The 21,012-nt window shown below is 66.7% G+C and carries 23 protein-coding genes; 12 read left to right on the top strand and 11 right to left on the bottom strand.

Annotated features, from left to right (window positions below; translation table 11 throughout):
* Positions 1-214 precede the first annotated feature (214 nt).
* From corA to ACSQ22_RS20390, 5 genes are all read right to left on the bottom strand, one after another.
* On the bottom strand, positions 215-1,201 hold the full coding sequence (gene corA / locus ACSQ22_RS20410) for a magnesium/cobalt transporter CorA (protein ID WP_055398450.1): 987 nt from the start codon (positions 1,199-1,201) through the stop codon (positions 215-217).
* A gap of 198 nt (positions 1,202-1,399) precedes the next feature.
* Positions 1,400-2,182, bottom strand: coding sequence for a uracil-DNA glycosylase family protein (locus ACSQ22_RS20405; RefSeq protein WP_436131377.1), 783 nt, complete (start codon positions 2,180-2,182; stop codon positions 1,400-1,402).
* A gap of 28 nt (positions 2,183-2,210) precedes the next feature.
* Positions 2,211-2,690, bottom strand: coding sequence for a ribosomal protein S18-alanine N-acetyltransferase (gene rimI, locus ACSQ22_RS20400; protein WP_436131376.1), 480 nt, complete (start codon positions 2,688-2,690; stop codon positions 2,211-2,213).
* Between the two features lie 19 nt (positions 2,691-2,709).
* Complete coding sequence (tsaB, locus tag ACSQ22_RS20395) at positions 2,710-3,426, bottom strand: tRNA (adenosine(37)-N6)-threonylcarbamoyltransferase complex dimerization subunit type 1 TsaB (RefSeq protein WP_436131375.1); 717 nt, start codon at positions 3,424-3,426, stop codon at positions 2,710-2,712.
* Positions 3,427-3,456: 30 nt separating this feature from the next.
* The gene (locus tag ACSQ22_RS20390; protein WP_121421485.1) at positions 3,457-4,455 is read right to left on the bottom strand and encodes a DMT family transporter; all 999 of its coding nucleotides are present in this window, start codon (positions 4,453-4,455) and stop codon (positions 3,457-3,459) included.
* Between the two features lie 98 nt (positions 4,456-4,553).
* Between ACSQ22_RS20390 and dacB the strand changes: the two genes are divergently transcribed.
* From dacB to ACSQ22_RS20375, 3 genes are all read left to right on the top strand, one after another.
* Positions 4,554-6,026 (top strand): D-alanyl-D-alanine carboxypeptidase/D-alanyl-D-alanine endopeptidase, encoded by a 1,473-nt coding sequence (gene dacB / locus ACSQ22_RS20385; protein ID WP_436131374.1) that lies wholly within the window; start codon positions 4,554-4,556, stop codon positions 6,024-6,026.
* Positions 6,027-6,076: 50 nt separating this feature from the next.
* Complete coding sequence (locus tag ACSQ22_RS20380) at positions 6,077-6,346, top strand: SemiSWEET transporter (protein WP_436131373.1); 270 nt, start codon at positions 6,077-6,079, stop codon at positions 6,344-6,346.
* 131 nt (positions 6,347-6,477) lie between these two features.
* Positions 6,478-7,776, top strand: coding sequence for a lipase family protein (locus ACSQ22_RS20375; RefSeq protein ID WP_218301898.1), 1,299 nt, complete (start codon positions 6,478-6,480; stop codon positions 7,774-7,776).
* Positions 7,777-7,900: 124 nt separating this feature from the next.
* Here ACSQ22_RS20375 and ACSQ22_RS20370 read toward each other — a convergent pair whose 3' ends face one another.
* From ACSQ22_RS20370 to purE, 4 genes are all read right to left on the bottom strand, one after another.
* A complete protein-coding gene (locus tag ACSQ22_RS20370) occupies positions 7,901-8,854 on the bottom strand; it encodes an SGNH/GDSL hydrolase family protein (protein WP_436131372.1) in 954 nt (317 codons plus the stop codon).
* Between the two features lie 222 nt (positions 8,855-9,076).
* On the bottom strand, positions 9,077-10,093 hold the full coding sequence (locus tag ACSQ22_RS20365; RefSeq protein WP_176887405.1) for an L-threonylcarbamoyladenylate synthase: 1,017 nt from the start codon (positions 10,091-10,093) through the stop codon (positions 9,077-9,079).
* 2 nt (positions 10,094-10,095) lie between these two features.
* Positions 10,096-11,271, bottom strand: coding sequence for a 5-(carboxyamino)imidazole ribonucleotide synthase (locus tag ACSQ22_RS20360; protein ID WP_436131371.1), 1,176 nt, complete (start codon positions 11,269-11,271; stop codon positions 10,096-10,098).
* A complete protein-coding gene (gene purE, locus ACSQ22_RS20355; RefSeq protein WP_055395445.1) occupies positions 11,268-11,762 on the bottom strand; it encodes a 5-(carboxyamino)imidazole ribonucleotide mutase in 495 nt (164 codons plus the stop codon). The genes ACSQ22_RS20360 and purE overlap by 4 nt, the downstream gene beginning before the upstream one ends.
* Positions 11,763-11,919: 157 nt before the next feature.
* On the opposite strand from purE, the gene trxA reads away from it, so the two are divergent.
* Positions 11,920-12,828, top strand: coding sequence for a thioredoxin (trxA, locus tag ACSQ22_RS20350; RefSeq protein WP_431151110.1), 909 nt, complete (start codon positions 11,920-11,922; stop codon positions 12,826-12,828).
* Positions 12,829-12,899: 71 nt separating this feature from the next.
* On the opposite strand, the gene ACSQ22_RS20345 is transcribed toward trxA, so the two are convergent.
* Entirely contained in the window at positions 12,900-13,820 is a 921-nt protein-coding gene (locus ACSQ22_RS20345) for a phosphoribosylaminoimidazolesuccinocarboxamide synthase (protein ID WP_121508285.1), read from the bottom strand.
* 271 nt (positions 13,821-14,091) lie between these two features.
* Between ACSQ22_RS20345 and ACSQ22_RS20340 the strand changes: the two genes are divergently transcribed.
* The 4 genes from ACSQ22_RS20340 (at position 14,092) to hprK (ending at position 17,464) form a co-directional block, all read left to right on the top strand.
* Positions 14,092-15,318 carry an MFS transporter gene (locus ACSQ22_RS20340; RefSeq protein WP_436131370.1) on the top strand — a complete coding sequence of 409 codons (1,227 nt, stop codon included), beginning with the start codon at positions 14,092-14,094 and terminating at the stop codon, positions 15,316-15,318.
* Positions 15,319-15,555: 237 nt separating this feature from the next.
* Positions 15,556-15,891, top strand: coding sequence for a ribosome hibernation-promoting factor, HPF/YfiA family (gene hpf / locus ACSQ22_RS20335; RefSeq protein WP_010464246.1), 336 nt, complete (start codon positions 15,556-15,558; stop codon positions 15,889-15,891).
* A gap of 113 nt (positions 15,892-16,004) precedes the next feature.
* On the top strand, positions 16,005-16,472 hold the full coding sequence (locus ACSQ22_RS20330; protein WP_055395439.1) for a PTS sugar transporter subunit IIA: 468 nt from the start codon (positions 16,005-16,007) through the stop codon (positions 16,470-16,472).
* 35 nt (positions 16,473-16,507) lie between these two features.
* Positions 16,508-17,464, top strand: a complete 957-nt coding sequence (hprK, locus tag ACSQ22_RS20325; protein WP_055395437.1) for an HPr(Ser) kinase/phosphatase — start codon at positions 16,508-16,510, stop codon at positions 17,462-17,464.
* 174 nt (positions 17,465-17,638) lie between these two features.
* Here hprK and fur read toward each other — a convergent pair whose 3' ends face one another.
* Positions 17,639-18,055 carry a ferric iron uptake transcriptional regulator gene (gene fur / locus ACSQ22_RS20320; RefSeq protein WP_055395436.1) on the bottom strand — a complete coding sequence of 139 codons (417 nt, stop codon included), beginning with the start codon at positions 18,053-18,055 and terminating at the stop codon, positions 17,639-17,641.
* Between the two features lie 88 nt (positions 18,056-18,143).
* Here fur and ACSQ22_RS20315 point away from each other — a divergent pair, with 88 nt between their 5' ends.
* The 4 genes from ACSQ22_RS20315 (at position 18,144) to ACSQ22_RS20300 (ending at position 20,920) form a co-directional block, all read left to right on the top strand.
* On the top strand, positions 18,144-18,704 hold the full coding sequence (locus ACSQ22_RS20315) for an outer membrane protein assembly factor BamE (RefSeq protein WP_436131369.1): 561 nt from the start codon (positions 18,144-18,146) through the stop codon (positions 18,702-18,704).
* A gap of 81 nt (positions 18,705-18,785) precedes the next feature.
* Positions 18,786-19,631 (top strand): 4-hydroxy-tetrahydrodipicolinate reductase, encoded by an 846-nt coding sequence (gene dapB / locus ACSQ22_RS20310; protein ID WP_436131368.1) that lies wholly within the window; start codon positions 18,786-18,788, stop codon positions 19,629-19,631.
* Positions 19,632-19,763: 132 nt separating this feature from the next.
* Positions 19,764-20,447, top strand: a complete 684-nt coding sequence (locus ACSQ22_RS20305; RefSeq protein ID WP_055395433.1) for a MotA/TolQ/ExbB proton channel family protein — start codon at positions 19,764-19,766, stop codon at positions 20,445-20,447.
* Positions 20,448-20,470: 23 nt separating this feature from the next.
* Positions 20,471-20,920 carry an ExbD/TolR family protein gene (locus tag ACSQ22_RS20300; RefSeq protein WP_055395432.1) on the top strand — a complete coding sequence of 150 codons (450 nt, stop codon included), beginning with the start codon at positions 20,471-20,473 and terminating at the stop codon, positions 20,918-20,920.
* The last annotated feature ends 92 nt before the right edge of the window (positions 20,921-21,012 follow it).

Here is a 21,012-nt window from a genome sequence, read left to right as displayed (position 1 = left end):
CCGATCACCAGCTTCGCTTCGGTTTCGACAGGTTCAGCCCGAACGGGCAGGGCGTGGATTCAAAGAATCAGCAAGAGCTTCAGGGGCGACAAGTTCGCCCCCGCGCCGTGAAACCGGCGCGCCCCACATACCAGCGCCACCGCGGAACCGGCTCTGCCGGGCCGCTGGAGGCGTCCCCCCCTCGGGGGGGAAGGCGCGTAGCGCCACAGGGGGGCTACTTCAACCAGCCGCGCTTGCGGAAATACCACATGGGCCCGAGCGCACTGGCCACCATCAGCGCAAGCGCATACGGGTAGCCCAGCGACCAGTCCAGCTCGGGCATGAACTTGAAGTTCATGCCGTACACGCTCGCAATCAGCGTGGGCGGCAGCAGCGCCACGCTGGCCACCGAGAAGATCTTGATGATCTTGTTCTGGTTGATGTTGATGAAACCGACCGTGGCGTCCATCAAGAAGTTGATCTTGTCGAACAGGAACGCCGTGTGGTTGTCCAGCGATTCGATGTCGCGCAGGATCTGGCGGGCTTCCTCGAACTGCTCGGAGTTGAGCATCTTGCTGCGCATCATGAAGCTCACCGCGCGGCGGGTGTCCATCACGTTGCGGCGGATACGGCCGTTCAAGTCTTCCTGACGGGCAATGGCGCCCAGCACCTCGCCAGCAAGGGCGTCGGTCACGTCGCCGGCCAGCACTTGCTTGCTGACTTTCTCCAGCTCGTCGTAGATGTTTTCGAGCGTGTCGGCCGAATACTCGGCGTCGGCATCGAACAGCTTGAGCAGAACTTCCTTGGCGTCCTCGATGAGGCCCGGCGCGCGGCGTGCGCGCATGCGCAGCAGGCGGAACACCGGCACGTCTTCGTCGTGGATGGAAAACAGCACGCCCCGGCTCTTGAGGTTGGCGTTGTGCTGGTTCAGGATGAAGGCCACGCGCACCGAGCGGGGGTCTTCGTCGTCGTCAATCAAGAAGTCGCTGCGGATGTGCAGCTCGCCGTTGTCTTCTTCGTAGAAGCGGGCGGATTCCTCGATGTCCTCGTCCATCGCATCCTCGGGGATGGACAGGCCGTAGTGCTGCTTGATCCAGCGTTTTTCTTCGAGCGTGGGGGCTTCCAGGTCCACCCAGATCGGCTGGAACTTGGTCAGCTCTTCCAGCGATTCAATTTCTTCCTGGAACAGCCGGCCATTGGCGAGCGTGAAGATGTTGAGCATGGGCTCACTCCCTTGTTGTATGGCATCTGCGGTGTGGGGGATCGGGTGCTTTCAACCCCACAGCGGCAGGCCGGGGAGCTGAAAGCTACCAACTCGGGTAGGTTTCCAAGGGGCTTTCTCCGTAAAAAAATGGACAGGCGGCGGATTATGGCACTGCGGCTGCAGTGGAGTCGTTGCAAATGCCCGCGCCCTCAGCGGTCAGCCGGGCGAAGCCTGGCGCACGATGGCCAGCGCCCGGCACAGGTCGGCCCAGGCGGCGGCCTTGACGTCTTGCGAGCGCAAGAGAAACGCGGGGTCGTAGGTCACCACGGCCGGGCATTCCGCCAGCTGGTGCGGGCCCGCGCGCAAGCGGCCCAGCGGCTCGGTGCGCCCCAGCGCCGCCCGCGCCGCCACATGGCCCAGCACCAGGACCAGGGCGGGTTGTAACTCAGCCACGGCGTCGGCCAGCGCGGCGGGGATGTTGCTGTCGCCACCGGTCTCTGCGCCGGCTGCAGTGCGCTCCAGCGCAGCAAGGAACACACGGGGGTGCTTGTGCAGCTGCATGGCGCGCAGCATGTTGTCCAGCAGCCGGCCTGCGTCGCCACCCAGCGGCTCGCCCGGCGTCAGGCTCTCGGTCACGATCAGCCAGCCTCCACCCAGCCCGGCCGGGGTCTGCGATGGGTCGGCGCTGGGGTAAAGCACCTGGGGCGCATGCAGCCGTAAGCTGGGAATGGCCGGTGCTGCGCCTGCGTTCTCTACCGCAGGTGCCGGTGCGGGTGCTCGCGGGGCCGCTGGCTGGGGCGCTCGCGCAGCAGGAGGGCTGGCCACGGCGGGTGCCGGGGCGGTGGGGGGCGCCATGCGGGCGGCAGGGGCGTGCGCCGTCACGGCGACGACGGGGGCCCCGGCTGTGGTGCGGGCTACCGGTGCCTCCGGCTGCACCCACACGGTGACGCCCATTTCTTGCAGCATGGCGCGCTGCCGCGCATCGAGGTGAAGGCTCATGGAAAAAAGGGCCGGTTGAAGGTGTTGCTCACAGTGCCAGGCTCATGACCACGGCATCTTCGCGCTGGCCCAGGTCGGCGGGGTAGTAGCGCTTGCGTTCGCCCACGCGTCGGAACCCGTGTGTCTGGTAGATGTGCTGGGCGCGCAGGTTGCTCACGCGCACCTCCAGCCACAGCCATTGGGCGCCGCGCCCGCGCGACCACAGGGCCAGCGCGTCCAGCAGCACCCGCGCCCAGCCCTGGCGCTGGAACTGGGGGGTGACGGTGATGTTGAGCAGGTGCACCTCGTCCACCCCCATCATGGCCACGAAGTAGCCGAGCAGGTGTTCGTCCGCCATCAGCACCTGTGCCTGGTAGCCCGAGGCCATGGCATCGGTGAAGTTGCCGCGTGTCCAGGGGTGCGAATAGGCACGTTGTTCCACCGCCAGCACGGCATCCAGCCGCGCGAGCGTGAGGGCTTCAAAGCGCGCCTCGGGCGCGCCGGCAGACGGGGTGGGCAGGGCGCTCATGGGGTCCGGCAGAGAGGATTCACAAAGGAGCGGGCACCGCCTGGGCGGCGCGCAGCGCAGCCCGCTCGGCGGTGGTTTGTGCCACTTTATCGCGGATGTAGCGCGGCAGCGCATCGCTGGCCGGCACACCTTCGCCCGCTGCCAGCAAGGCCGGTGCCAGGCGCAGCAGCGCCGTGGCTGTGGGCAGCGCGGCCACGTGGGCGGCCGTGGGCGTCAGCCGCTCGCCATAGGGCGTGCGCGCATTGCCCGCCACCGTCCACCCTGCGGGGGCAAGCACGGATTCCGGTGCGCCCAGGCCAAAGTCGGCCTCGGTGTGCCAGCGGCCCTGGGCGGCGACCCATTCGCAGCGCGCGTGGTAGACCTCGTCCATGCGCGCGTCCAGCACCGCCACCACCTGCGTGCAGCCGTGCGCGTGGCGCGCTTCCTCGGCCACGGCCAGCAGGGTGTCCACGGGCAGCACCGGCACACCCTGGCCCGCGCGCGCGCCAAACGCCAGCCCCTGGGCCACGGCGCAGGCGGTGCGCAGGCCGGTGAAGGAGCCTGGGCCCCGGCCAAAAACAATGGCCTCCAGCGTGTCGAACGACAGGCCCGCTTGTGCCATCAGGCTGCGCACCGTCGGGATCAGGGTGGCCGATGCTTGCGCGCCCCCGGGACCCGTGTGCTGCCACACGGCATCCCCGTGCTGGACGGCAATGGAAAGGGTGTCGGTGCTGGTGTCGAAAGCAAGCAGATTCATGGGGCCAGTGGGGTTGCGCGGCAAAGGAGGTCAGGGGACGGTAGGGCCAGGCACGGGCGTGGGCGGGGTGACCGCAGGCGCCTGGCTCCTGCGCAGCACGCCCAGCAGGATACCGGCAGTCACCAGCAGCAGGCCGGCGACGAGGTTCCAGTACATCGGCTCGTCCAGAAAAATCACCGCGCCGATGGCCGAGAGGCCGGGCACCAGGGCCGTGATCATGGTGGAGCGCACCGGGCCATAGTGCTGGATCATGCGGGTGAAGCCAATGCCCGAGATCACCACCGACCCGCCACCTTGGAACGCCATGTGAAAGACGATCTCGCTCCACGGCGCAATGGCCAGATGGCTGGTGACGGTTCCCAGCGCAATCAGCAGGGCATAGCTGGGAACATAGACCAGGCAGGCAAACGCGGTGATGGCGATGGTGGCCTGCACGGCGTCCACGGCGTGGCGCCGGGCCAGCACGCTGTAGGTGGCCCAGCAGGAGGCGGCCAGCATGAACAGCACGTCGCCCTTCCACACATCACCGCCCGAAAACGCTGCCAGCAGGCTGCGCCCGCCCACCAGCAGGTCGCCTGCCACGATCAGCGCCAGGCCCGCCGCGCGCAGCGGGGTGATGTGGTCGCGCAGCAGCACGGCGGCGAGCAGCGCCGTCCACAGCGGCAGGCTGCCCGGCATGAGCACCGCCGCATGGGTGGCGGGCGCGTGGAAGAACCCCGCATAGGCCAGCATGGCGTAGAGCAGACCGCCAAAGCTGCCCAGCAGCACCGTGGTGCGCAGCGGCAGGGGCGAGATACCTGCCAGGCTGGAGGGCGGGGCCGCAGAGCCCAGTGCTGTGGTGCGCTGCCGCACCATCCACCAGCCCCAGGGCAGCAGGACCAGGCTGGCGCCCACGATGCGCAGCAGCGCAATGTCGAACGGGGTGAGCGTGCGCTGGGCCGAGGCGCGGGCAATGACGATGAAACCCGTCCAGATGGTGACCGTCACGACTGCTGCCAGCAGGCCGATGGCACGAGGAGAAAAACGCATCGGGGGATTATCGGTGGGTGGGGGCGGCGGCGCTTGCAGCGGGTCTGGGGGGCCGCCGCGGCCCAGGTGGGTTTCCTGCCGGGCGATAGACTCGCTCCATGCTTTTGCTTCCTGTTTTTTGGCGCCGCGCTGCGCTGCGTGGCGCCCTGGGTGTTGTTGTGGCCTGGTTGGCTCTGGTGGGGGCTGTTGACACGGCCCAGGCCCAGACGGCGGCGCCCGCCACCCCGCTGCCGCCCGAGGTCGAAGCCGCCCTGGCCCGCGCCAGGTTACCGCGCGAGGCCCTGTCGGTGATGGTGGTGGATGCCCAGGGCGGCAAGACTTCGCCTGCGCGCCTGGCGCACCGTGCGCAGTTGCCGGTGAACCCGGCATCGGTGATGAAGCTGGTGACCACTTACGCCGCGCTGGAGCAACTGGGCCCCGCCTATGTGTGGAACACCCCGGTCTATCTGCAGGGCACGGTGCAGGACGGCAGCCTGCGGGGCAACGTCTACATCCAGGGCCAGGGAGACCCCAAGCTGGTCATGGAGCGCCTGTGGCTGCTGATGCGCCGCCTGCAGGGCCAGGGCATCCAGGTCATCGTGGGCGACATCGTGCTCGACCGCACCGCCTTTGAGGTGCCCGACCACGATCCAGCGCGATTTGATGGCGAGCCCCTGCGCCCCTACAACGCCGCGCCCGACGCGCTGCTGCTCAACTACAAATCGTCGGTGATGACCTTTGTGCCGGATGCCGCCGCAGGCCTGGCGCGCATTCAGTACGACCCACCCCTGGCGGGCGTGGCGCGCCAGGCCACCGTGGCGCTGGGCGCGCCGGGCACCGAGTGTGGCGACTGGCGTGGTACCTTGCGGGCGGAGCTGGCCGACCCTGCCAAGGTGAGCTTTCAGGGCGTGTACCCCGCGTCCTGCGGGGAGCGGGTGTGGCCCGTGGCCGCCGCCGACCCGCGCGGCTTTGCGGCGAAGGCCGTGGAGGGCATGTGGCGCGAACTGGGCGGCAAGCTCACGGGCAGCGTGCGCGAAGGCAAGGTGCCTGCGGGCCTCAAACCCGCGTTTGTGGTCACGTCGCCAGCCTTGGCCGAGGTCGTGCGCGACGTGAACAAGTACAGCAACAACGTCATGGCGCAGCATGTCTTTCTGACCCTTGCGCTGCAAAAGAACGGCGTGGCCACCTTCGACGGCGCCCGCGAGGCACTGCGCCAGTGGTGGGTATCGCGCATGGGGGACGCAGAGCTGCCGCTGGCAGACAACGGCGCGGGGCTCAGCCGCGATGCGCGCATCACCGCCCAGGCACTGGCGCGCATGCTGCAGGTGGCCTGGGTATCGCCCGTGATGCCGGAGCTGGTGGCGTCGCTGCCCATCTCCGGGGTGGACGGCACGCTGCGCCGCAGCCAGAGCCGTGCGGGCACGGCGCACCTCAAGACGGGCAGCCTGCGCGATGTGATGGCCGTGGCCGGTTACGTGCACGCGGCCAGCGGGCGGCGGTATGTGCTGGTGGCCGTGGTCAACCATGCCAATGCCGGCGCTGCACGGCCCGTGCTCGACAGCCTGATCGACTGGACCGCGCGCGACCAGTGAATAATGCGCACTCGCGCAGCCATCCGCCGCGCAGTCACCCGCCTCCCTTCATGTCCACCACCGAGCTGATCGGCTACGTTGCCGCCTTCCTGACCACCTGCAGCTTCGTTCCGCAGGCCCTGCACACGTTCCGCACGCGCGATGTCCGGGGCATCTCTCTGGGCATGTACAGCGTGTTCACGGCGGGGGTGGCGCTGTGGCTGGTGTATGGCGTCGTCCTGGCGGCGTGGCCCATCGTGGTGGCCAACGCCATCACGCTCGCGCTGGCGGGGACGATCCTGGGGATGAAGCTGGCCTACGGGGCGCGCGGCCATCGTTGAGCGGCCGCCGCTGGCGGGCTGCTGTCACCTAGGCGTCTGCCCGCTGGTTCGGTCCGCGTTATCCCCTATGGATGGTGCAGTGCAGGTGCGCGCACGATGCGTCGTTGTTTCTTGACCTGAGGTATCCATCCATGAAGTATTTCCGCCTTACCTGTGTTGCCGCTGCTGCGGTGCTGCTTGTCGCCTGCGGTGGCTCTGACGATCCAGACCGTGGCTCGCTGATCGACCCCCCTGCCGTGATGACCACGCTGACGGCCGCGCAGATCGACGCAGGCACCTCCAGCAGCGGTCTGCAGGCCATCACGGGCAAGGCGAAGTGTGATGTCAAGGTGGTGGCGCTCAACTACGCCACCGTCGGCGCCAAGGCCGGAGAGAACACCAACGCCTCGGGCGTGATGCTGGTGCCCGCTGGCAGCTGCAGCACGGCCGCACCGCTGATTGCCTACGCCAAGGGCACCGATGTGCAAAAGCCCCGCACCCTGGCCAACCCGCAGGACAACGAAACCTTCCTGCTCGCCGCCATGTACGCCGCCCAGGGCTATGCGGTGGTGGCCACCGACTACCTGGGCTTTGCCAAGTCGGGCTACAGCTACCACCCCTACCTGCATGCCGACTCGGAAGCCACCACGGTCATCGACTCGGTGCGTGCCGCGCGCAACGCAGCGGGCACCGTGGGGGCCAATCTGTCGGGCAAGGTCATGTTCACGGGCTACTCGCAGGGCGGGCACTCGTCGATGGCCGCGCACCGCGCTGCGGAACGCGACTACGGCAGCGAATTCAATGTGGTTGCTGGTGCCCACCTGGCGGGCCCGTACAACCTGTCGGGCTCGCTGCGCATTCCGGATGCGATTGCCGGGGTGCAGTTCTTCGTGCCGTATCTGGTGACGGCCTGGCAGAAGGTCTATGGCGACGTTTACACGGACGTCAAGCAGGTCTTCAAGGCACCGTACTCGGGCTACATCGAAAACCTGCTGCCCAACCCCACGATGACCTACACCACGCTGCTCACCTCGGGCACCCTGCCCGCAGGCACGCCTAACCAGGCGCGCGACGCGCTGTTCCAGTCCGCCTTCATCACGGGCTCGCAGACCAGCACCACCCACCCGCTGTACCTGGCGGCCAAGAAGAACGACCTGCTGGGCTGGAGCCCCAAGGCCCGCGTGCTGCTGTGCGGCGGCGCGGGTGACCCCACAGTGCCGCCAGCCATTCACCAGCGCGTGATGAAGGCCGACTTCGACAGCCGGGGCCTGACCAACGTGACCTCGGTCGACGTCGATGCCGCCATCCAGGCCACCTTTGGCCCGGGTGGCCAGGCCCCCACCGACCCCGCGTCGGCCGCGTTTGCCACCTACTACGGCGCCTACCATGGCACCTATGAACCCCCGTTCTGCCACGCCCAGGCGCGCGCTGTGTTCGACATGGTCAAGTAAGCCAGCTGGCTTGCCACAGCAAGCCGCACAGCAAAAAGCCGACCCAAGGGTCGGCTTTTTTTGTGGGCCGCTGCCCCTGCACAGCAGCAGGCTCAGCGGCGGCTGGGGGCGAGTCAGCAGCCCCTTACCAGCGGGCGCGCAGGCGGTCGTAAGCGTAGGTGCCGAACTGGCGTTGCGCCGAGGGCGTGAGGTACACCGGGTCGGCAAACACGTAGGAGGTCTGGCTGGCGCCCGGCAGCAGCGTGGAGGCGGTGCACAGGGCAGAGTTGACCTGTCCCGCGCCGATGCCGATGCCGTTGGTGGCATCCACCGAGGTGCACACGGCCGTGGTGGCGTTGTTGAAACCGTAGTTGGCGGGCACGCCGGTGTACAGGTTCACGTAGTAGGCCAGGTCCACATACAGCACGTTGGCACCCAGGTCCACGATGCCCACGAGCAGGCCGTCGTTGAAGCGGCTGCTGGCGTCGGCCAAAAGGGCTTCGCGGCCAATGGTCTTGGCCCAGGGGGTCTTGCTCAGGTCGTAGGTTCCCGTCACGACCACATATTTGGCGCCTGCGGCGACCAGGCGTCGCACCTGCGCGGCCATGTCTTCACCCGCCTGGCGGGCTGCGGCCACCATGGCGGCCTCGGTCTGGGTGCCGGCCTGCACGGCGGCCATGCCGGCAATCACGTCGCTGATGCCGCCGCTCAGAAACACCACGTCACTGGCGCCAAAGCTGCCACTGGCCAGGAAGGTGTCGATCTGCTCGGTGATGGTGGCGGTGCTGGCGTTGCCAGCCGCGTCGGGCTTGATCTTCACGCGGGCATTGCCTACGGCATAGCTCTTGCCACCCGCAGAGGCGGCCGCAAGGGGCTTGCCGTAGTTGGCGGCCACCTGCAGGGTCCAGTTGTTCACACTGCCGTCGTTGACGGTATAGCGCGTTCCTTTTTGCCCCACATCGCTGTTGGCATCGCCAAACGCGATGAAGCGCTCGGGCGCGATGGCCGATTCGGTGGTGCTGGAACCGCAGGCCGCGAGCAACGCGGCCGACGCACATGCGGCGACCAGTACGGTGCGGCGCATCCAATTTGCTGCCATGTATTTCTCCAGAAAAGTGGGGGGTAGTTTAGCGGTGCAACGTCAACGCATGTAAAGCGGCTGCCTCGTGCGTGCCTGCGCATTGTGGGCGCTGCGGATGTGTTGGCATGGCCCAGACCAGCGGCCGCGGCGCAAGGGCCGCCCCGCCGCGCTGGCGGCGTCTCCCCTCCCGCGCACAGCGCGAGAGAGGGGGGAAGGCGCGCTGCGCCTCAGGGGGGAGTCTCATGCTGCAGACGCACGCTGCAGGCGGTCGCGCACACCTTCCCACTCGGGGCTGGTGGGCGGGGTCTCGATCCAGATCAGTTTCACGCCATCGTCGTCAAAGCCGCGCAGCACCGCGAACAGCTGCTGGGCCGTGGCGGTGGCGTCGTCGGGCATGCGGCGCATGACGAGCTTGGACGATTGGGTGCGCAGCGCAGCACGGGCATACACCGCGATGTGGGCGGCGTCGGCGCCCAGCAGGTCCAGGCCGGTCTGCAGCGCCTTGGCGTCCATCAGTCGCACCTTGGCGGCGGGCGCGTAGTGCGCTTCGAGCGTGCCCGAGGCGCGGGGCGTGAGCGCGGGCATGTCGTCCTTGGACAGCGGGGCAATGCCGCAGGCCGCCCGGATCTGCTCGCGCGTGATGGCGCCGGGGCGCAGCAGCACGGGCACGCCCCGCGTGCAGTCCACGATGGTGCTTTCGATGCCCACTTCGCACGGGCCGCCGTCGAGCACCAGCAGCTCGGCGCCCAGCTCGTCCTGCACGTGCCGGGCGGTGGTGGGGCTCACGCGGCCAAAGCGGTTGGCGCTGGGGGCGGCCACGCCCCACACGGGCGGGCCGCCCTGGGCGTCGCTGTCGCCGGGTGCGGCGCAGGCCAGCAGCAGGGCATGGGCCACGGGGTGGGCGGGGCAGCGCAGTCCCACGCTGTCCTGCCCGCCCGTGGCGGCGCTGGCCACGCCGGGCAGGCGCGGCAGGATGAGCGTGAGCGGGCCGGGCCAGAAGGCATCGACCAGCTTCTGCGCAAAGCCCGGCACTTCGCTGGCGAAGTGCGCAATGCCCTCGGCATTGGCCACATGCACGATCAGGGGGTGGTCGCTGGGGCGCCCCTTGGCCGCAAAGATCTGCGCCACGGCGGCATCGCTGCTGGCGTCGGCCGCCAGGCCGTACACCGTCTCAGTGGGCAGGCCGAGCAGCGCGCCGCTGCGCACGGCCCGCGCTGCGGCGGCGATGGATGCGGGCTGGGTGCCGTCAAGAATCATGGTCAGAACGGTGCGATGCCCAGCAGGGCCGCCGCCTGCAGGGCAGTGGCACGTGCTGCTTCGGGGGTGGCTGCGGTGATGTTGAGATGCCCCATCTTGCGGCCGCGTTTGGCGTCGCGCTTGCCATACAGGTGCAGGTGCGTGCCGGGCAGGGCCAGCACCTCGGCCCAGGGGGGCATCTGCGCGGCGTCGCCGTGCGCAAACCACAGGTCGCCCAGCAGGTTGAGCATCACGGCGGGGCTGTGCTGGCGTGGCTGCGTGAGCGGCAGGCGGGCCATGGTGCGTACCTGCAGCTCGAACTGCGACACATCGCAGGCGTTCTGGCTGTAGTGGCCGCTGTTGTGTGGGCGCGGGGCGATCTCGTTCACCACCAGGCTGCCGTCCTGCAGCACAAAGAACTCCACGCAGAGCACGCCGACGTATTGCAAACCATTTGCTATCGAAACTGCAGCTGCTACCGCTTGCTGGGCAAGCGCTGGAGGCAGATTCTGTTCAAAAACCTCCGTCACCGCCAGAATCCCGTCGCGGTGCAGGTTGCGCTGCACGGGCAGGTGCACGGTGCCACCGTCGGCGCCGCGCGCCACGATCACCGAGCATTCCAGCGCCAGCGGCAGCATCTTCTCCAGCACGCAGGGCACCTTGCCGACTGAGTCCCATGCAGCGGCCAGCTCGGCGGGCGTCTTCACGCGCACCTGGCCCTTGCCGTCGTAGCCCATGCGGGCCGTCTTCAGGATGCCTGGTAACAGATCAGAAGAAACTGCAGCCAGTTGCTCCGCCGTCTCGATCACCGCATACGGCGCACAGGGCACGCCGCAGGCCACAAAGTGGGCCTTTTCCCGGGCCCTGTCCTGCGCCACCGACACAGCGCTGGCGGCAGGCGACACGGGGCGTTGCGCAGCCAGTGCAGCCAGCGCGGCAGCGGGTACGTTTTCGAACTCGGTGGTCACCGCATCCGACAGGCGGGCCAGCTCGGTCAGGCCCTGCGGGTCTTCATAGCCGGTCTGGATGTGGTGGTGGCTCACCAGCCCGGCGGGGCTGGTGGGGTCGGCGTCGAGCACGGCCGTGAAGTAGCCCATGGCCTGCGCCTGGTGCACGAACATGCGGCCCAGCTGGCCGCCGCCGAGCACGCCCAGCGTGGCGCCAGGCAGCAGCGGTGCCAAAGTGTTGTCGGCGCTCATGCAGCAGGCGGCAAGGTCATGTTGCGGGCCACTTCCGTCTGCTCGGCGCGGAATGCTTCCAGGCGCTGGCGCAGTTCGGGGCTTTCGTTGGCCAGCAGGGCCACGGCGAACAGGGCCGCATTGGCAGCGCCCGCCGTGCCGATGGCGAACGTGGCCACGGGGATGCCCTTGGGCATCTGCACGATGCTGTGCAGCGAATCCACACCCTGCAGGTGGCGGCTGGCCACGGGCACGCCCAGCACGGGCACGGTGGTCTTGGCGGCAATCATGCCGGGCAGGTGGGCGGCGCCACCGGCGCCCGCGATGATGGCTTTGAGGCCCCGGCCCGCGGCGGCCTCGGCGTAGGCAAACATGTCGTCGGGCATGCGGTGGGCCGAGACCACGCGGGCCTCGTGCGCGATGCCGAACTGTTCAAGAATCTGCACTGCATGCTGCATGGTGTCCCAGTCGCTGCTGGAACCCATGACCACGCCGATCTGGATGGGTTTCATGGTGTGGAGGGCGCTGGCGGGCAGGTTGCGCCTGCTTTGCCGCTGTAGGTGGAACCCGCGATTTTACTTTTTGCGCCTCCCTTCCCGGCATGGGGCTGTTTCGATGGGCCAAAATAGCGCGCAAACCGCTCCACAGGCCTCTGGCCTCCACACCGCCATGATTGACGTCACCGTAGAAAATTTTGAAACCGAGGTGGTTGCTGCCTCGATGAACGTGCCCGTGCTGGTGGACTTCTGGGCGCCCTGGTGTGGCCCCTGCAAGTCGCTGGGGCCGGTGCTGGAAAAGCTGGAGACCGACTACGCGGGCCGCTTCAAGCTGGTCAAGATCGATTCGGACCAGGAGCAGCAGTTGGCGGGCATGTTCGGCATCCGCAGCATTCCCACCTGCGTGCTGCTCATGAATGGCCAGCCCGTGGATGGCTTCATGGGCGCCCTGCCCGAAGGCCAGGTGCGCGCCTTCTTGGACAAGCACATCCCCACCGCCGAAGAACTGGTGGCGGAAATCGAGGAAGAAGAAGCCCAGGACGCCCTGGCCGAAGGCGACACCAGTACCGCGCTGGAGAAGCTGCAGCACGCCGTGGTGACCGATCCTTCCAATGACGACGCGCGCTTCGACTACGTCAAGCTGCTGCTGCAGTTGCGTCGCGAAGACGACGCCAAGGTCGCCTTTGCCCCCGTCATCGCCAAGGCCGCAGCCTCGCGCAAGCTGGGTGCGTTGAAAGCCTGGATGGATGCTATTGATTTCGTAGCTTCTAACGCTTATGGGGAAGGCGCTGGTGCCGATTTTGATGCAAAAATCGCCGCCAACAAGCGCGACTTTGACACCCGCTACGCCCGCGCCCGCTGGCTCATGGCCGACCAGCGCTGGACGGACGCCATGGACGAACTGCTCGAAATCCTCATGCGCGACAAGGCCTGGGGCGAAGAGGCTGCCCGCAAGACCTATGTGGCCATCCTTGAAATCATCGAGCCGCCCAAGGTGAAGGTGGCCGACGGCCAGATCCCTCCCGACGACCCGGTGGTGGCGACCTACCGGCGCCGACTCTCCAGCGTCGTGCTGAGCTGAGCGGGGTCTGACGCGCCAAAAAGCAAAGGCCCGTGAAGGGCCTTTGCTTTTGTATAGAACAGACGGAGGCGTCAGGCTGTCAGCCGTTCCAGCGCTTCACGGTACTTGGCGGCGGTCTTTTCGATCACTTCGCGCGGCAGGCGGGGGGCGGGCGCGGTCTTGTCCCAGGGCTTGCCGTTCACCTGGGCTTGCTCCAGCCAGTCGCGCACAAATTGTTTGTCGTAGCTCGGTGGGTTCTGGCCAGCGGCCAGGGCGGCCTCGTAGCCTTCCACGGGCCAGTAGCGCGAGCTGTCGGGCGTGAGCACTTCGTCCATCAGCACCAGCGTGCCATCGGGCGCCAGGCCAAACTCGAACTTGGTGTCGGCAATGATCATGCCTTTGGCGAGCGCGATGTCGGCAGCAGCCTTGTAGATCGCAATGCTCAGGTCGCGGATGCGGGTGGCGAGCTGAAGGCCAATCATCTCCACCGTGCGCTCGAACGTGATGTTTTCATCGTGCTCGCCCGCAGCGGCCTTGGCGGCTGGGGTGTAGATGGGCTCGGGCAGCTTGGCGGCATTGGTCAGCCCTTCTGGCAGGGGCACCCCGCACACTGCGCGTGATTCCTGGTATTCCTTCCAGCCGCTGCCGGCCAGGTAGCCGCGCACCACGGCTTCGACCGGAATGGGCTGCAGCCGCTGCACCAGCATGGACCGGCCACGGATCTGCGGGGCTTCTTCCGGAGACACCACACTTTCCGGCGCGTCGCCCGTCAGGTGGTTGGGGCAGATATCTCCGAGCTTGTCGAACCAGAACAGCGCCATCTGCGTGAGCAGCTCGCCCTTGCCCGGAATGGGCTCGCCCATGATCACGTCAAAGGCCGACAGGCGGTCGCTGGCCACCATCAGGATGCGGTCGTCGCCCACGGCGTAGTTGTCGCGCACCTTGCCGCGTGCCAGCAGGGGCAGCGATGTCAGGGCGGAGGTGTGCAGGGCGTTGGAGCTGGGCTGGGTCATGGTGTCGGTGTGGGCGATCGATGTGCGCTGCAGGCAGGCCGCAAAACGGGGAGTGAAGCGCGGGAGCTGGTGAAGTCTTCAAGTGCGTGCGCGCAACCTTCGGATTTTACGCGCGGGTCTGACGCGTGTCTGCGGCAAGGGCTCGGTGGGGACTCGGCAAGGGCATGTACCGGCGTGTATGAGGGCGCTAGTGTGGACCTGCGCGCTCGACGAGCTTGCGGCACACTGTGTGGCCCTGAATCTGACAGTGCCACCTTCGGCCGCGCCCCCTGTGCCCTCCACCTCTGCGCTCACTCCCCGCCGCGAACTTTGGCTGCTGCTCACCCTGGCGGGCATTCAGTTTACCCACATCCTTGACTTCATGATCATGATGCCGCTGGGGCCTCGGTTCACGCAGCTTTTTTCCATCAGCGACGCGCAGTTCGGGCTGCTGGTGTCGGCGTATACGCTGTCGGCCGGGGTGTCGGGGTTGCTGGCCTCCACCTACATCGACCGGTTCGGGCGCAAGCGGCTGCTGCTGGTCCTCTACGTCCTGTTTGGGCTGGCCACACTGGCCTGTGGCGTGGCGCCCACCTACGGCACGCTCATGGTGGCGCGCGTTTTGGCGGGGGCATTCGGGGGTGTCTTGTCGGCCCTGTCGCAAACCATCGTGGCTGACGTGATCCCGTTCGAGCGGCGCGGCCGTGCGATGGGCATCGTGATGACCTCGTTCTCGGTATCGACCGTGGCCGGTGTTCCGCTGGGGCTGATTCTTGCCGAGGTGGGCGGCTGGAACATGCCGTTCATTGCGATTGCCGCGATGGTGGGGCTGCTGGCCGTGCTGGCGGCGCGCACCATGCCGGCGATGACGGCCCATGTGCAGGCGGCCAGCGGCAGAACGGCGCTGGGCGGCATCGGACAAGTGCTTGCCGACCCGAACCATCGCTGGGCGTTCCTGTTCTCCGCGTTGCTCATGTTTACAGGTTTTACGGTGATTCCCTACATCACCATCTACATGCAGACCAATGCCGGTGTGCGGGCCGACCAGATTCCGGTGGCCTACCTGTGCGGAGGTGTCGCGACCCTGTTCACCGCGCGCCTGTTTGGCCGGTTGACGGACCTGCGCGGCAAGGTGCGAACCTTTCGCTGGCTGGCCCTGGCTGCGGCGCCCTGCCTGTTGGGCATCACGCTGGTGCAGGGGCTGCCGCTGTGGGGCATTCTGGCGGTGTCCACCCTGATGTTTGCCTTTGTGAGCGGCCGGATGATTCCGGGCATGGCCATCGTGGCCTCTGCGGCGCAGGCACCGCTGCGCGGTACCTTCATGACCTTGAACGCATCGGTGCAGTCTGCGGCCATGGGGGCGGCGTCTTTGGTGGGCGGGATGCTGATCAGCCGCGACGCGCAGGGACTGGTGCAGAACTACTGGATGGCGGCGCTGGTGGGTATTGCCGCGAGCCTGCTGTCGATGGTGGTGGCAGGGCGGTTGACGCTGCACGGTGCAGCGCCTTCGGCACGCTGAGCAACTGCCGACTGGCGGGGCGTGTGCTCCCCGGCAACTCAGCCATTGTGCGCGCTTTTTGGAGGCTTGGCACCTTGGCGGGCATAACCCAGCGGGTCGGGGCGGAATGGGATTGCTTTTCAGGAAGGGCGGGGGCATAGTGACTTCACGTCAACGGGATGCATCCAAGTTCGCCGGGCCGCTCCTCTGATCCAGGGCGGCGCTTCTTCCACAGAGAGTGTTACAGGAGACTTATTTATGAACCTGACGATCAGCGGTCACCACCTCGAAGTTACCCCAGCCTTGCGCAACTACGTCACCACCAAGCTGGACCGGATCACCCGCCATTTTGACCAAGTTGTCGACGTCAAGGTACTGCTGACGGTAGAGAAGCAAAAGGAGAAGGAAAAGCGGCAGCGAGCGGAATGCAATATCCATGTGAAGGGCAACGACCTGTTTGCCGAAAGCTCCCACGCCGACCTGTATGCTGCCGTGGATGAACTGGTCGACAAGATGGACCGTCAGGTGGTGCGCCACAAGGATCGCCTGCAGGACCACCACCACGAAGCCGCCAAGCGCGAACTGCACGCTTGATGCGCCAGCCCTGAGCCTGGCACAGCAGCCGCCCCTTTCGGGCGGTTTTTTTGTTGCCCACAGCGCCGCGCTCAGGGTTTTCGCCAATATGTGCATAATTGTTACCCTTGACCATGAACCGACTCGCCTCCATCCTGCCCTCCGCTCAAGTGCTTGTGAGCGTTGACGCCACCAGCAAGAAGCGTGCTTTTGAAGAAGCGGGTCTGCTGTTTGAGAGCCAGCACGGTCTCTCGCGCGCGTTGATCACCGACAGCCTCTTTGCGCGTGAACGCCTGGGCTCCACCGGACTGGGCCATGGCGTGGCCATTCCCCACGGGCGCATCAAGGGCCTCAAGGCACCGATGGCTGCCGTGTTCCAGCTGCTGAACCCCATCGGGTTCGATGCGCCAGACGAATTGCCTGTGGGCCTGCTGATTTTTCTGCTGGTGCCTGAAGCCGCCACACAGAAGCACCTCGAAATCCTCTCCGAGATTGCCGAACTGCTCAGCGATTCGGCCCTGCGTGAAAGGCTCAAGGCCTGCACCGATGCTGCCGAACTGCACGGCATGATTGCCGGCTGGCAGTCCACGCAAACGGCCTGAGCCTGTCTGGCGCTGCGCACTTTCGCTGATTCGCCGTGAAGCCCAATGTTGTCAGCGCCGATGTTCTGTTTGAGGAATTTCGCGGCCCCCTGAAGTGGGAGTGGGTGGCCGGGCTGGGCGCTTCCGAGCGGCGCTTTGACGAAGTGGCCGTGCGGTCCGCGCGCTCCGGGGCCGATCTGGTCGGCTACCTCAATTACATCCATCCCTACCGCGTCCAGATCCTGGGCGAGCGCGAGATTGCCTATCTGAGCAGCGCGTCTCCCGACGATTGCAAGCGTCGCATTGCCCGCATCGTGACGCTGGAGCCGCCCGTGCTGGTGCTGGCCGACGACCAGACCGCCCCCGATGCGCTGGTGTCGATGTGCGAACGCGCGCAGATCCCGATGTTCTCCACGCACGAGTCCTCGGCGTTTGTGATCGACGTGCTGCGTGCCTACCTGTCCAAGCACTTTGCCGACCGCACCACCATGCACGGCGTGTTCATGGACATTCTCGGGCTGGGGGTGCTGATCACCGGCGAATCTGGCCTGGGGAAAAGCGAGCTGGGCCTGGAGCTGATTTCGCGCGGCAACGGCCTGGTGGCCGACGACGCGGTGGACCTGTACCGCATCAACCAGACCACCATCGAAGGCAAGTGCCCCGATCTGCTGCAGAACCTGCTGGAAGTGCGCGGCATCGGTCTGCTCGATATCCGAGCCATCTTTGGCGAGACGGCCGTGCGCCGCAAGATGCGCCTCAAACTCATCGTGCACCTGGTGCGCAAGGAGACCCTGGAGCGCGACTACGAGCGCCTGCCCTATGAGCCACTCACGCAAGACGTGCTTGGCGTGCCGGTGCTCAAGGTGGTGATCCAGGTGGTGGCTGGCCGCAACATCGCCGTGCTCGTCGAAGCCGCCGTGCGCAACACCATCCTGCAGCTGCGCGGCATTGATACCTACCAGGAATTTGTGGAGCGCCATCGCCGCGCCATGGAGCGCGATACAGGCGGCTAGTATGCTGCGTATTTGATAGCTGCCGGCGCTTGGCAGGCAGGCGCTACAGCCAATTTAGGTTCAGATACTGCGAAACTGGCGCGCGCCAATATCAGTGCACCCGTGGAACCGGCTTCGCCGGGCCACTGGGTGCGTCCCCCTCGGGGGAAGGCGCCGAAGGCGACTCAGGGGGGCTTACTTGCTAGCGCAGGCAGCGCACTGGCCATACAGGGCCATGGTGTGGTCCTGCACCAGCCAGCCCTTGGCCTTGGCCACGGCCTGCTGGCGTTTTTCAATCTCGGGGTCGTAGAACTCCTCCACCTTGCCGCACGACGTGCAGATGAAGTGGTCGTGGTGCTGCCCTTCGTTGAGTTCGTACACCGCCTTGCCGCTCTCGAAATTGCTGCGGATCAGGATGCTGGCCTGCTCGAACTGCGTGAGCACGCGGTAGACCGTGGCCAGGCCAATGTCCGAACGCTCTTCCAGCAGCACGCGGAACACATCTTCGGCCGTCATATGGCGTTGCTCGCCTTTCTGGAAGATCTCCAGAATCTTCAGGCGGGGCAGCGTGGCCTTGAGTCCCGTGCTTTTGAGTTCGTCGATGTTGGTCATGGCATGGTCTTTCGGGATGCGGGCCCGGCCTCAAGGTCAGAAGGCCTGCCGCTACAATGGGGCGATCATATCCTCAGCCCTTTTACCCATGCCCGTCAAAGCCCGTTGCAGCGCCCGCCTGGGCCTGGTCCTTTTGGTCGGTGCCAGCGTGGCCGCCCTGGCCGGTTGCAGTAGTCTGGATGGTGCCAGTACCCGCATTGCCAGCATTGTCACTCCCTACAAAATCGATGTGGTGCAGGGCAATTTTGTGTCGCGCGAGCAGGTCGAGGCGCTCCAGCCCGGCATGAGCCGCCAGCAGGTGCGTGAAGTCCTCGGTACGCCGCTGGTCACCAGCCTGTTCCATGCAGACCGCTGGGAATACGTGTTCACGCTCAAGCGCCCCGGTGAAGAAGCCCAGACCCGCAAGCTGACCGTGTATTTCAAGGGCGATGGGTTGGACCGCTCCGAAGGCGATCCCATGCCCACAGAGACCGAGTTCGTGGCCACACTGGGCTCGCGTGGCTCCAAAAGCAAGGTGCCTGTGCTGGAGGCCACACCGGAGCAACTGGCCCGCTACCCTGCGTCGCAACGGCCATCTGCCTCCCCGACAGCGCCCCCGCTGGAGCCTGCTTCTGTCAGCTACCCGCCGCTGGAAGCCCCAGCACGCTGATTTTCGCGATCTGGCCGGTGGGGCAACGGGTCGATCGATGCCCGCCTCACTTCAAAGCCAACGACAACGTACAGGACACTCATGACAGGGACCCCTTCGCCTGCCCCCGCATCCACGCCCTCGCGCCCCCTCCGTGTTGCCGTTGCCGGTGCATCCGGTCGCATGGGCCGCATGCTGATCGAGGCCCTTCGCGCCAGTGATGACTGTGTGCTGGCAGGCGCGCTGGACGTGCCGTCCAGCCCCGGCATCGGTTCGGATGCCACCGCGTTTCTGGGCCATGCCAGCGGTGTTGCCATCACGGCCGACATTGCTGCGGGCCTGAAAAACTCCGACGTTCTGATTGATTTCACACGCCCTGAGGGCACCCTGGCCCATCTCGCCGTGTGCTGCGAACTCGGGGTGAAAGCCGTGGTGGGTACCACGGGCTTCACCGATGCGCAGAAGGCCGAGATTGCCGTCTTTGCCCAGCGCACCGCCATCGTCATGGCGCCCAACATGAGTGTGGGCGTGAACGTCACCCTCAAGCTGCTGCAGATGGCGGCCAAGGCCATGGCCACGGGCTACGACATCGAGATCATCGAAGCCCACCATCGCCACAAGGTGGATGCGCCCTCGGGCACCGCGCTCAAGATGGGCGAGGTGATTGCCGACGCCATGGGGCGCGACCTCAAGGAATGTGGCGTGTACGCCCGCGAAGGTGTCACTGGTGAGCGCGATCCGTCGAGCATCGGTTTTGCCACCATCCGGGGTGGTGACATCGTGGGCGATCACACCGTGCTGTTCGCGGGCATCGGCGAGCGCATCGAGATCACGCACAAGTCTTCCAGTCGCTCCACCTACGCACAGGGCAGCCTGCGGGCGGTGCGGTTCCTCGCTGGGCACAAGACGGGCATGTTCGACATGTTCGACGTGCTCGGTCTGCAATGAGAAACCCCCTGAGATGCTTCGCATCTTCCCCCTGCAGGGGGACGCCACCCGTGGCCTGGCGAAGCCAGTTCCACGGTGGCACTGGCTTCGGGCGCGCCAGTTGCGGGCGATGCGCCAAATAGCGAGGTATTGATGGACGCTCTCCACTGGTGGCGCCAGGGCGACGCCGTCACGCAGGGTGCCGCACTGGTGCTCCTGGCCATGTCGGTGGCAAGCTGGGTGGTCATCGTCTGGAAGCTGCGGCTCATGCGCCAGGCCAGTGCCGATGTGGCCCGCTGCACTGCGGCGTTCTGGCAGGCGCCATCCATGGAGGTTGCAGCACAACGTTTGCAGTCTTTTGACCGCGCTGCGCTGGTCTTGCCTCTGGTGGTTGCTGCAAATTCAATAGCAAATCATTCTCTGCCCGATGCCCCGGCCTCATTGGCCAGCGCGGGCAGCCTGTCTCAGCGGTTGACCCGGGTGCTGCGCGATGCCCTGCATGGCGTGCTGGGGCGCCTGCAGTTTGGCCAGGTGCTGCTGGCCACGGTGGGCTCCACCGCGCCGTTCGTGGGGCTGCTGGGCACCGTGTGGGGCATCTACCATGCGCTGACGGCCATGGCGGGCGCGGGCCAGATCACCATCGACCGCGTCTCCGGCCCTGTGGGCGAGGCCCTCGTCATGACGGCGGCCGGGCTGGCCGTGGCCATACCCGCCGTGCTGGCCTACAACGTGTTTGGGCGGCTGATCGGTCGCATCGAGGCGGACCTGGAGGGGTTTGCGCGCGACCTGCGCGAACTGGTCATTGACACGGTCGCCCCCGCCGATTCCCGGCCCTGAGCGCCAGGGAGGTTGAATCCATCATGGCCTTCGGACGTCTCGAACGCACCACCGGGCCACAGCCCATGAGCGACATCAACATGACGCCGCTGGTCGATGTGATGCTGGTGCTGGTGGTCATCTTCATCCTCACGGCACCGCTGCTGGCCAGCTCCATCCGGCTCGACCTGCCACGCTCCGAGGGCGCCACGCCCGGTAGTGCGCCGCAGTTCGTTACCCTTGTGGTCGATGCGTCGGGCCAAGCCTTTCTGGACGACCAGCCGCTGTCGCAGAGCGCGTTGGCTGAGCGCCTGCGCCGCATCGGCGCCGAACGGCCCGACACCGAAATCCAGCTGCGCGCTGACGCCGCAGTGCCCTACGGGCGCGTGGTCGAGGTCATGGGCGCAGCGCATCTGGCCGGGCTGCAGCGCATCGGCTTTGTGGCCGAGCCACCGGCCGCAGGCGCGCCGTCTGCCCCTGCCAAGGCCCCCTGAAACCGCCGTGCGCTGCCGTGCCAGCCGTTCTGCGCAGGCCGCTGGCGGCGGCAGGCGCGGAAGGTGGGGCCTGACAGCCTAAAATCCCTGCA

Source organism: Acidovorax sp. LjRoot38, from assembly GCF_964252975.1.
Classification (GTDB): Bacteria; Pseudomonadota; Gammaproteobacteria; order Burkholderiales; family Burkholderiaceae_C; genus Acidovorax; species Acidovorax facilis.
The sequence above is the reverse complement of the archived record's forward strand: the minus strand, read 5'-3'. Positions and strand labels throughout refer to the sequence as shown.

Excerpts from the sequence above, each read along its gene's own strand:
- purE (WP_055395445.1), bottom strand. The coding sequence starts at position 11,762 with ATGAAACCCATCCAGATCGGCGTGGTCATGGGTTCCAGCAGCGACTGG.
- dacB (WP_436131374.1), top strand. The coding sequence starts at position 4,554 with ATGCTTTTGCTTCCTGTTTTTTGGCGCCGCGCTGCGCTGCGTGGCGCC.
- ACSQ22_RS20300 (WP_055395432.1), top strand. The coding sequence starts at position 20,471 with ATGGCCTTCGGACGTCTCGAACGCACCACCGGGCCACAGCCCATGAGC.
- ACSQ22_RS20365 (WP_176887405.1), bottom strand. The coding sequence starts at position 10,093 with ATGATTCTTGACGGCACCCAGCCCGCATCCATCGCCGCCGCAGCGCGG.
- ACSQ22_RS20405 (WP_436131377.1), bottom strand. The coding sequence starts at position 2,182 with ATGAGCCTTCACCTCGATGCGCGGCAGCGCGCCATGCTGCAAGAAATG.
- ACSQ22_RS20305 (WP_055395433.1), top strand. The coding sequence starts at position 19,764 with ATGGACGCTCTCCACTGGTGGCGCCAGGGCGACGCCGTCACGCAGGGT.
- corA (WP_055398450.1), bottom strand. The coding sequence starts at position 1,201 with ATGCTCAACATCTTCACGCTCGCCAATGGCCGGCTGTTCCAGGAAGAA.
- ACSQ22_RS20380 (WP_436131373.1), top strand. The coding sequence starts at position 6,077 with ATGTCCACCACCGAGCTGATCGGCTACGTTGCCGCCTTCCTGACCACC.
- dapB (WP_436131368.1), top strand. The coding sequence starts at position 18,786 with ATGACAGGGACCCCTTCGCCTGCCCCCGCATCCACGCCCTCGCGCCCC.
- ACSQ22_RS20360 (WP_436131371.1), bottom strand. The coding sequence starts at position 11,271 with ATGAGCGCCGACAACACTTTGGCACCGCTGCTGCCTGGCGCCACGCTG.
- fur (WP_055395436.1), bottom strand. The coding sequence starts at position 18,055 with ATGACCAACATCGACGAACTCAAAAGCACGGGACTCAAGGCCACGCTG.
- ACSQ22_RS20375 (WP_218301898.1), top strand. The coding sequence starts at position 6,478 with ATGAAGTATTTCCGCCTTACCTGTGTTGCCGCTGCTGCGGTGCTGCTT.
- ACSQ22_RS20315 (WP_436131369.1), top strand. The coding sequence starts at position 18,144 with ATGCCCGTCAAAGCCCGTTGCAGCGCCCGCCTGGGCCTGGTCCTTTTG.
- rimI (WP_436131376.1), bottom strand. The coding sequence starts at position 2,690 with ATGAGCGCCCTGCCCACCCCGTCTGCCGGCGCGCCCGAGGCGCGCTTT.
- ACSQ22_RS20390 (WP_121421485.1), bottom strand. The coding sequence starts at position 4,455 with ATGCGTTTTTCTCCTCGTGCCATCGGCCTGCTGGCAGCAGTCGTGACG.
- ACSQ22_RS20370 (WP_436131372.1), bottom strand. The coding sequence starts at position 8,854 with ATGGCAGCAAATTGGATGCGCCGCACCGTACTGGTCGCCGCATGTGCG.
- ACSQ22_RS20345 (WP_121508285.1), bottom strand. The coding sequence starts at position 13,820 with ATGACCCAGCCCAGCTCCAACGCCCTGCACACCTCCGCCCTGACATCG.
- trxA (WP_431151110.1), top strand. The coding sequence starts at position 11,920 with ATGATTGACGTCACCGTAGAAAATTTTGAAACCGAGGTGGTTGCTGCC.
- tsaB (WP_436131375.1), bottom strand. The coding sequence starts at position 3,426 with ATGAATCTGCTTGCTTTCGACACCAGCACCGACACCCTTTCCATTGCC.
- hpf (WP_010464246.1), top strand. The coding sequence starts at position 15,556 with ATGAACCTGACGATCAGCGGTCACCACCTCGAAGTTACCCCAGCCTTG.
- ACSQ22_RS20330 (WP_055395439.1), top strand. The coding sequence starts at position 16,005 with ATGAACCGACTCGCCTCCATCCTGCCCTCCGCTCAAGTGCTTGTGAGC.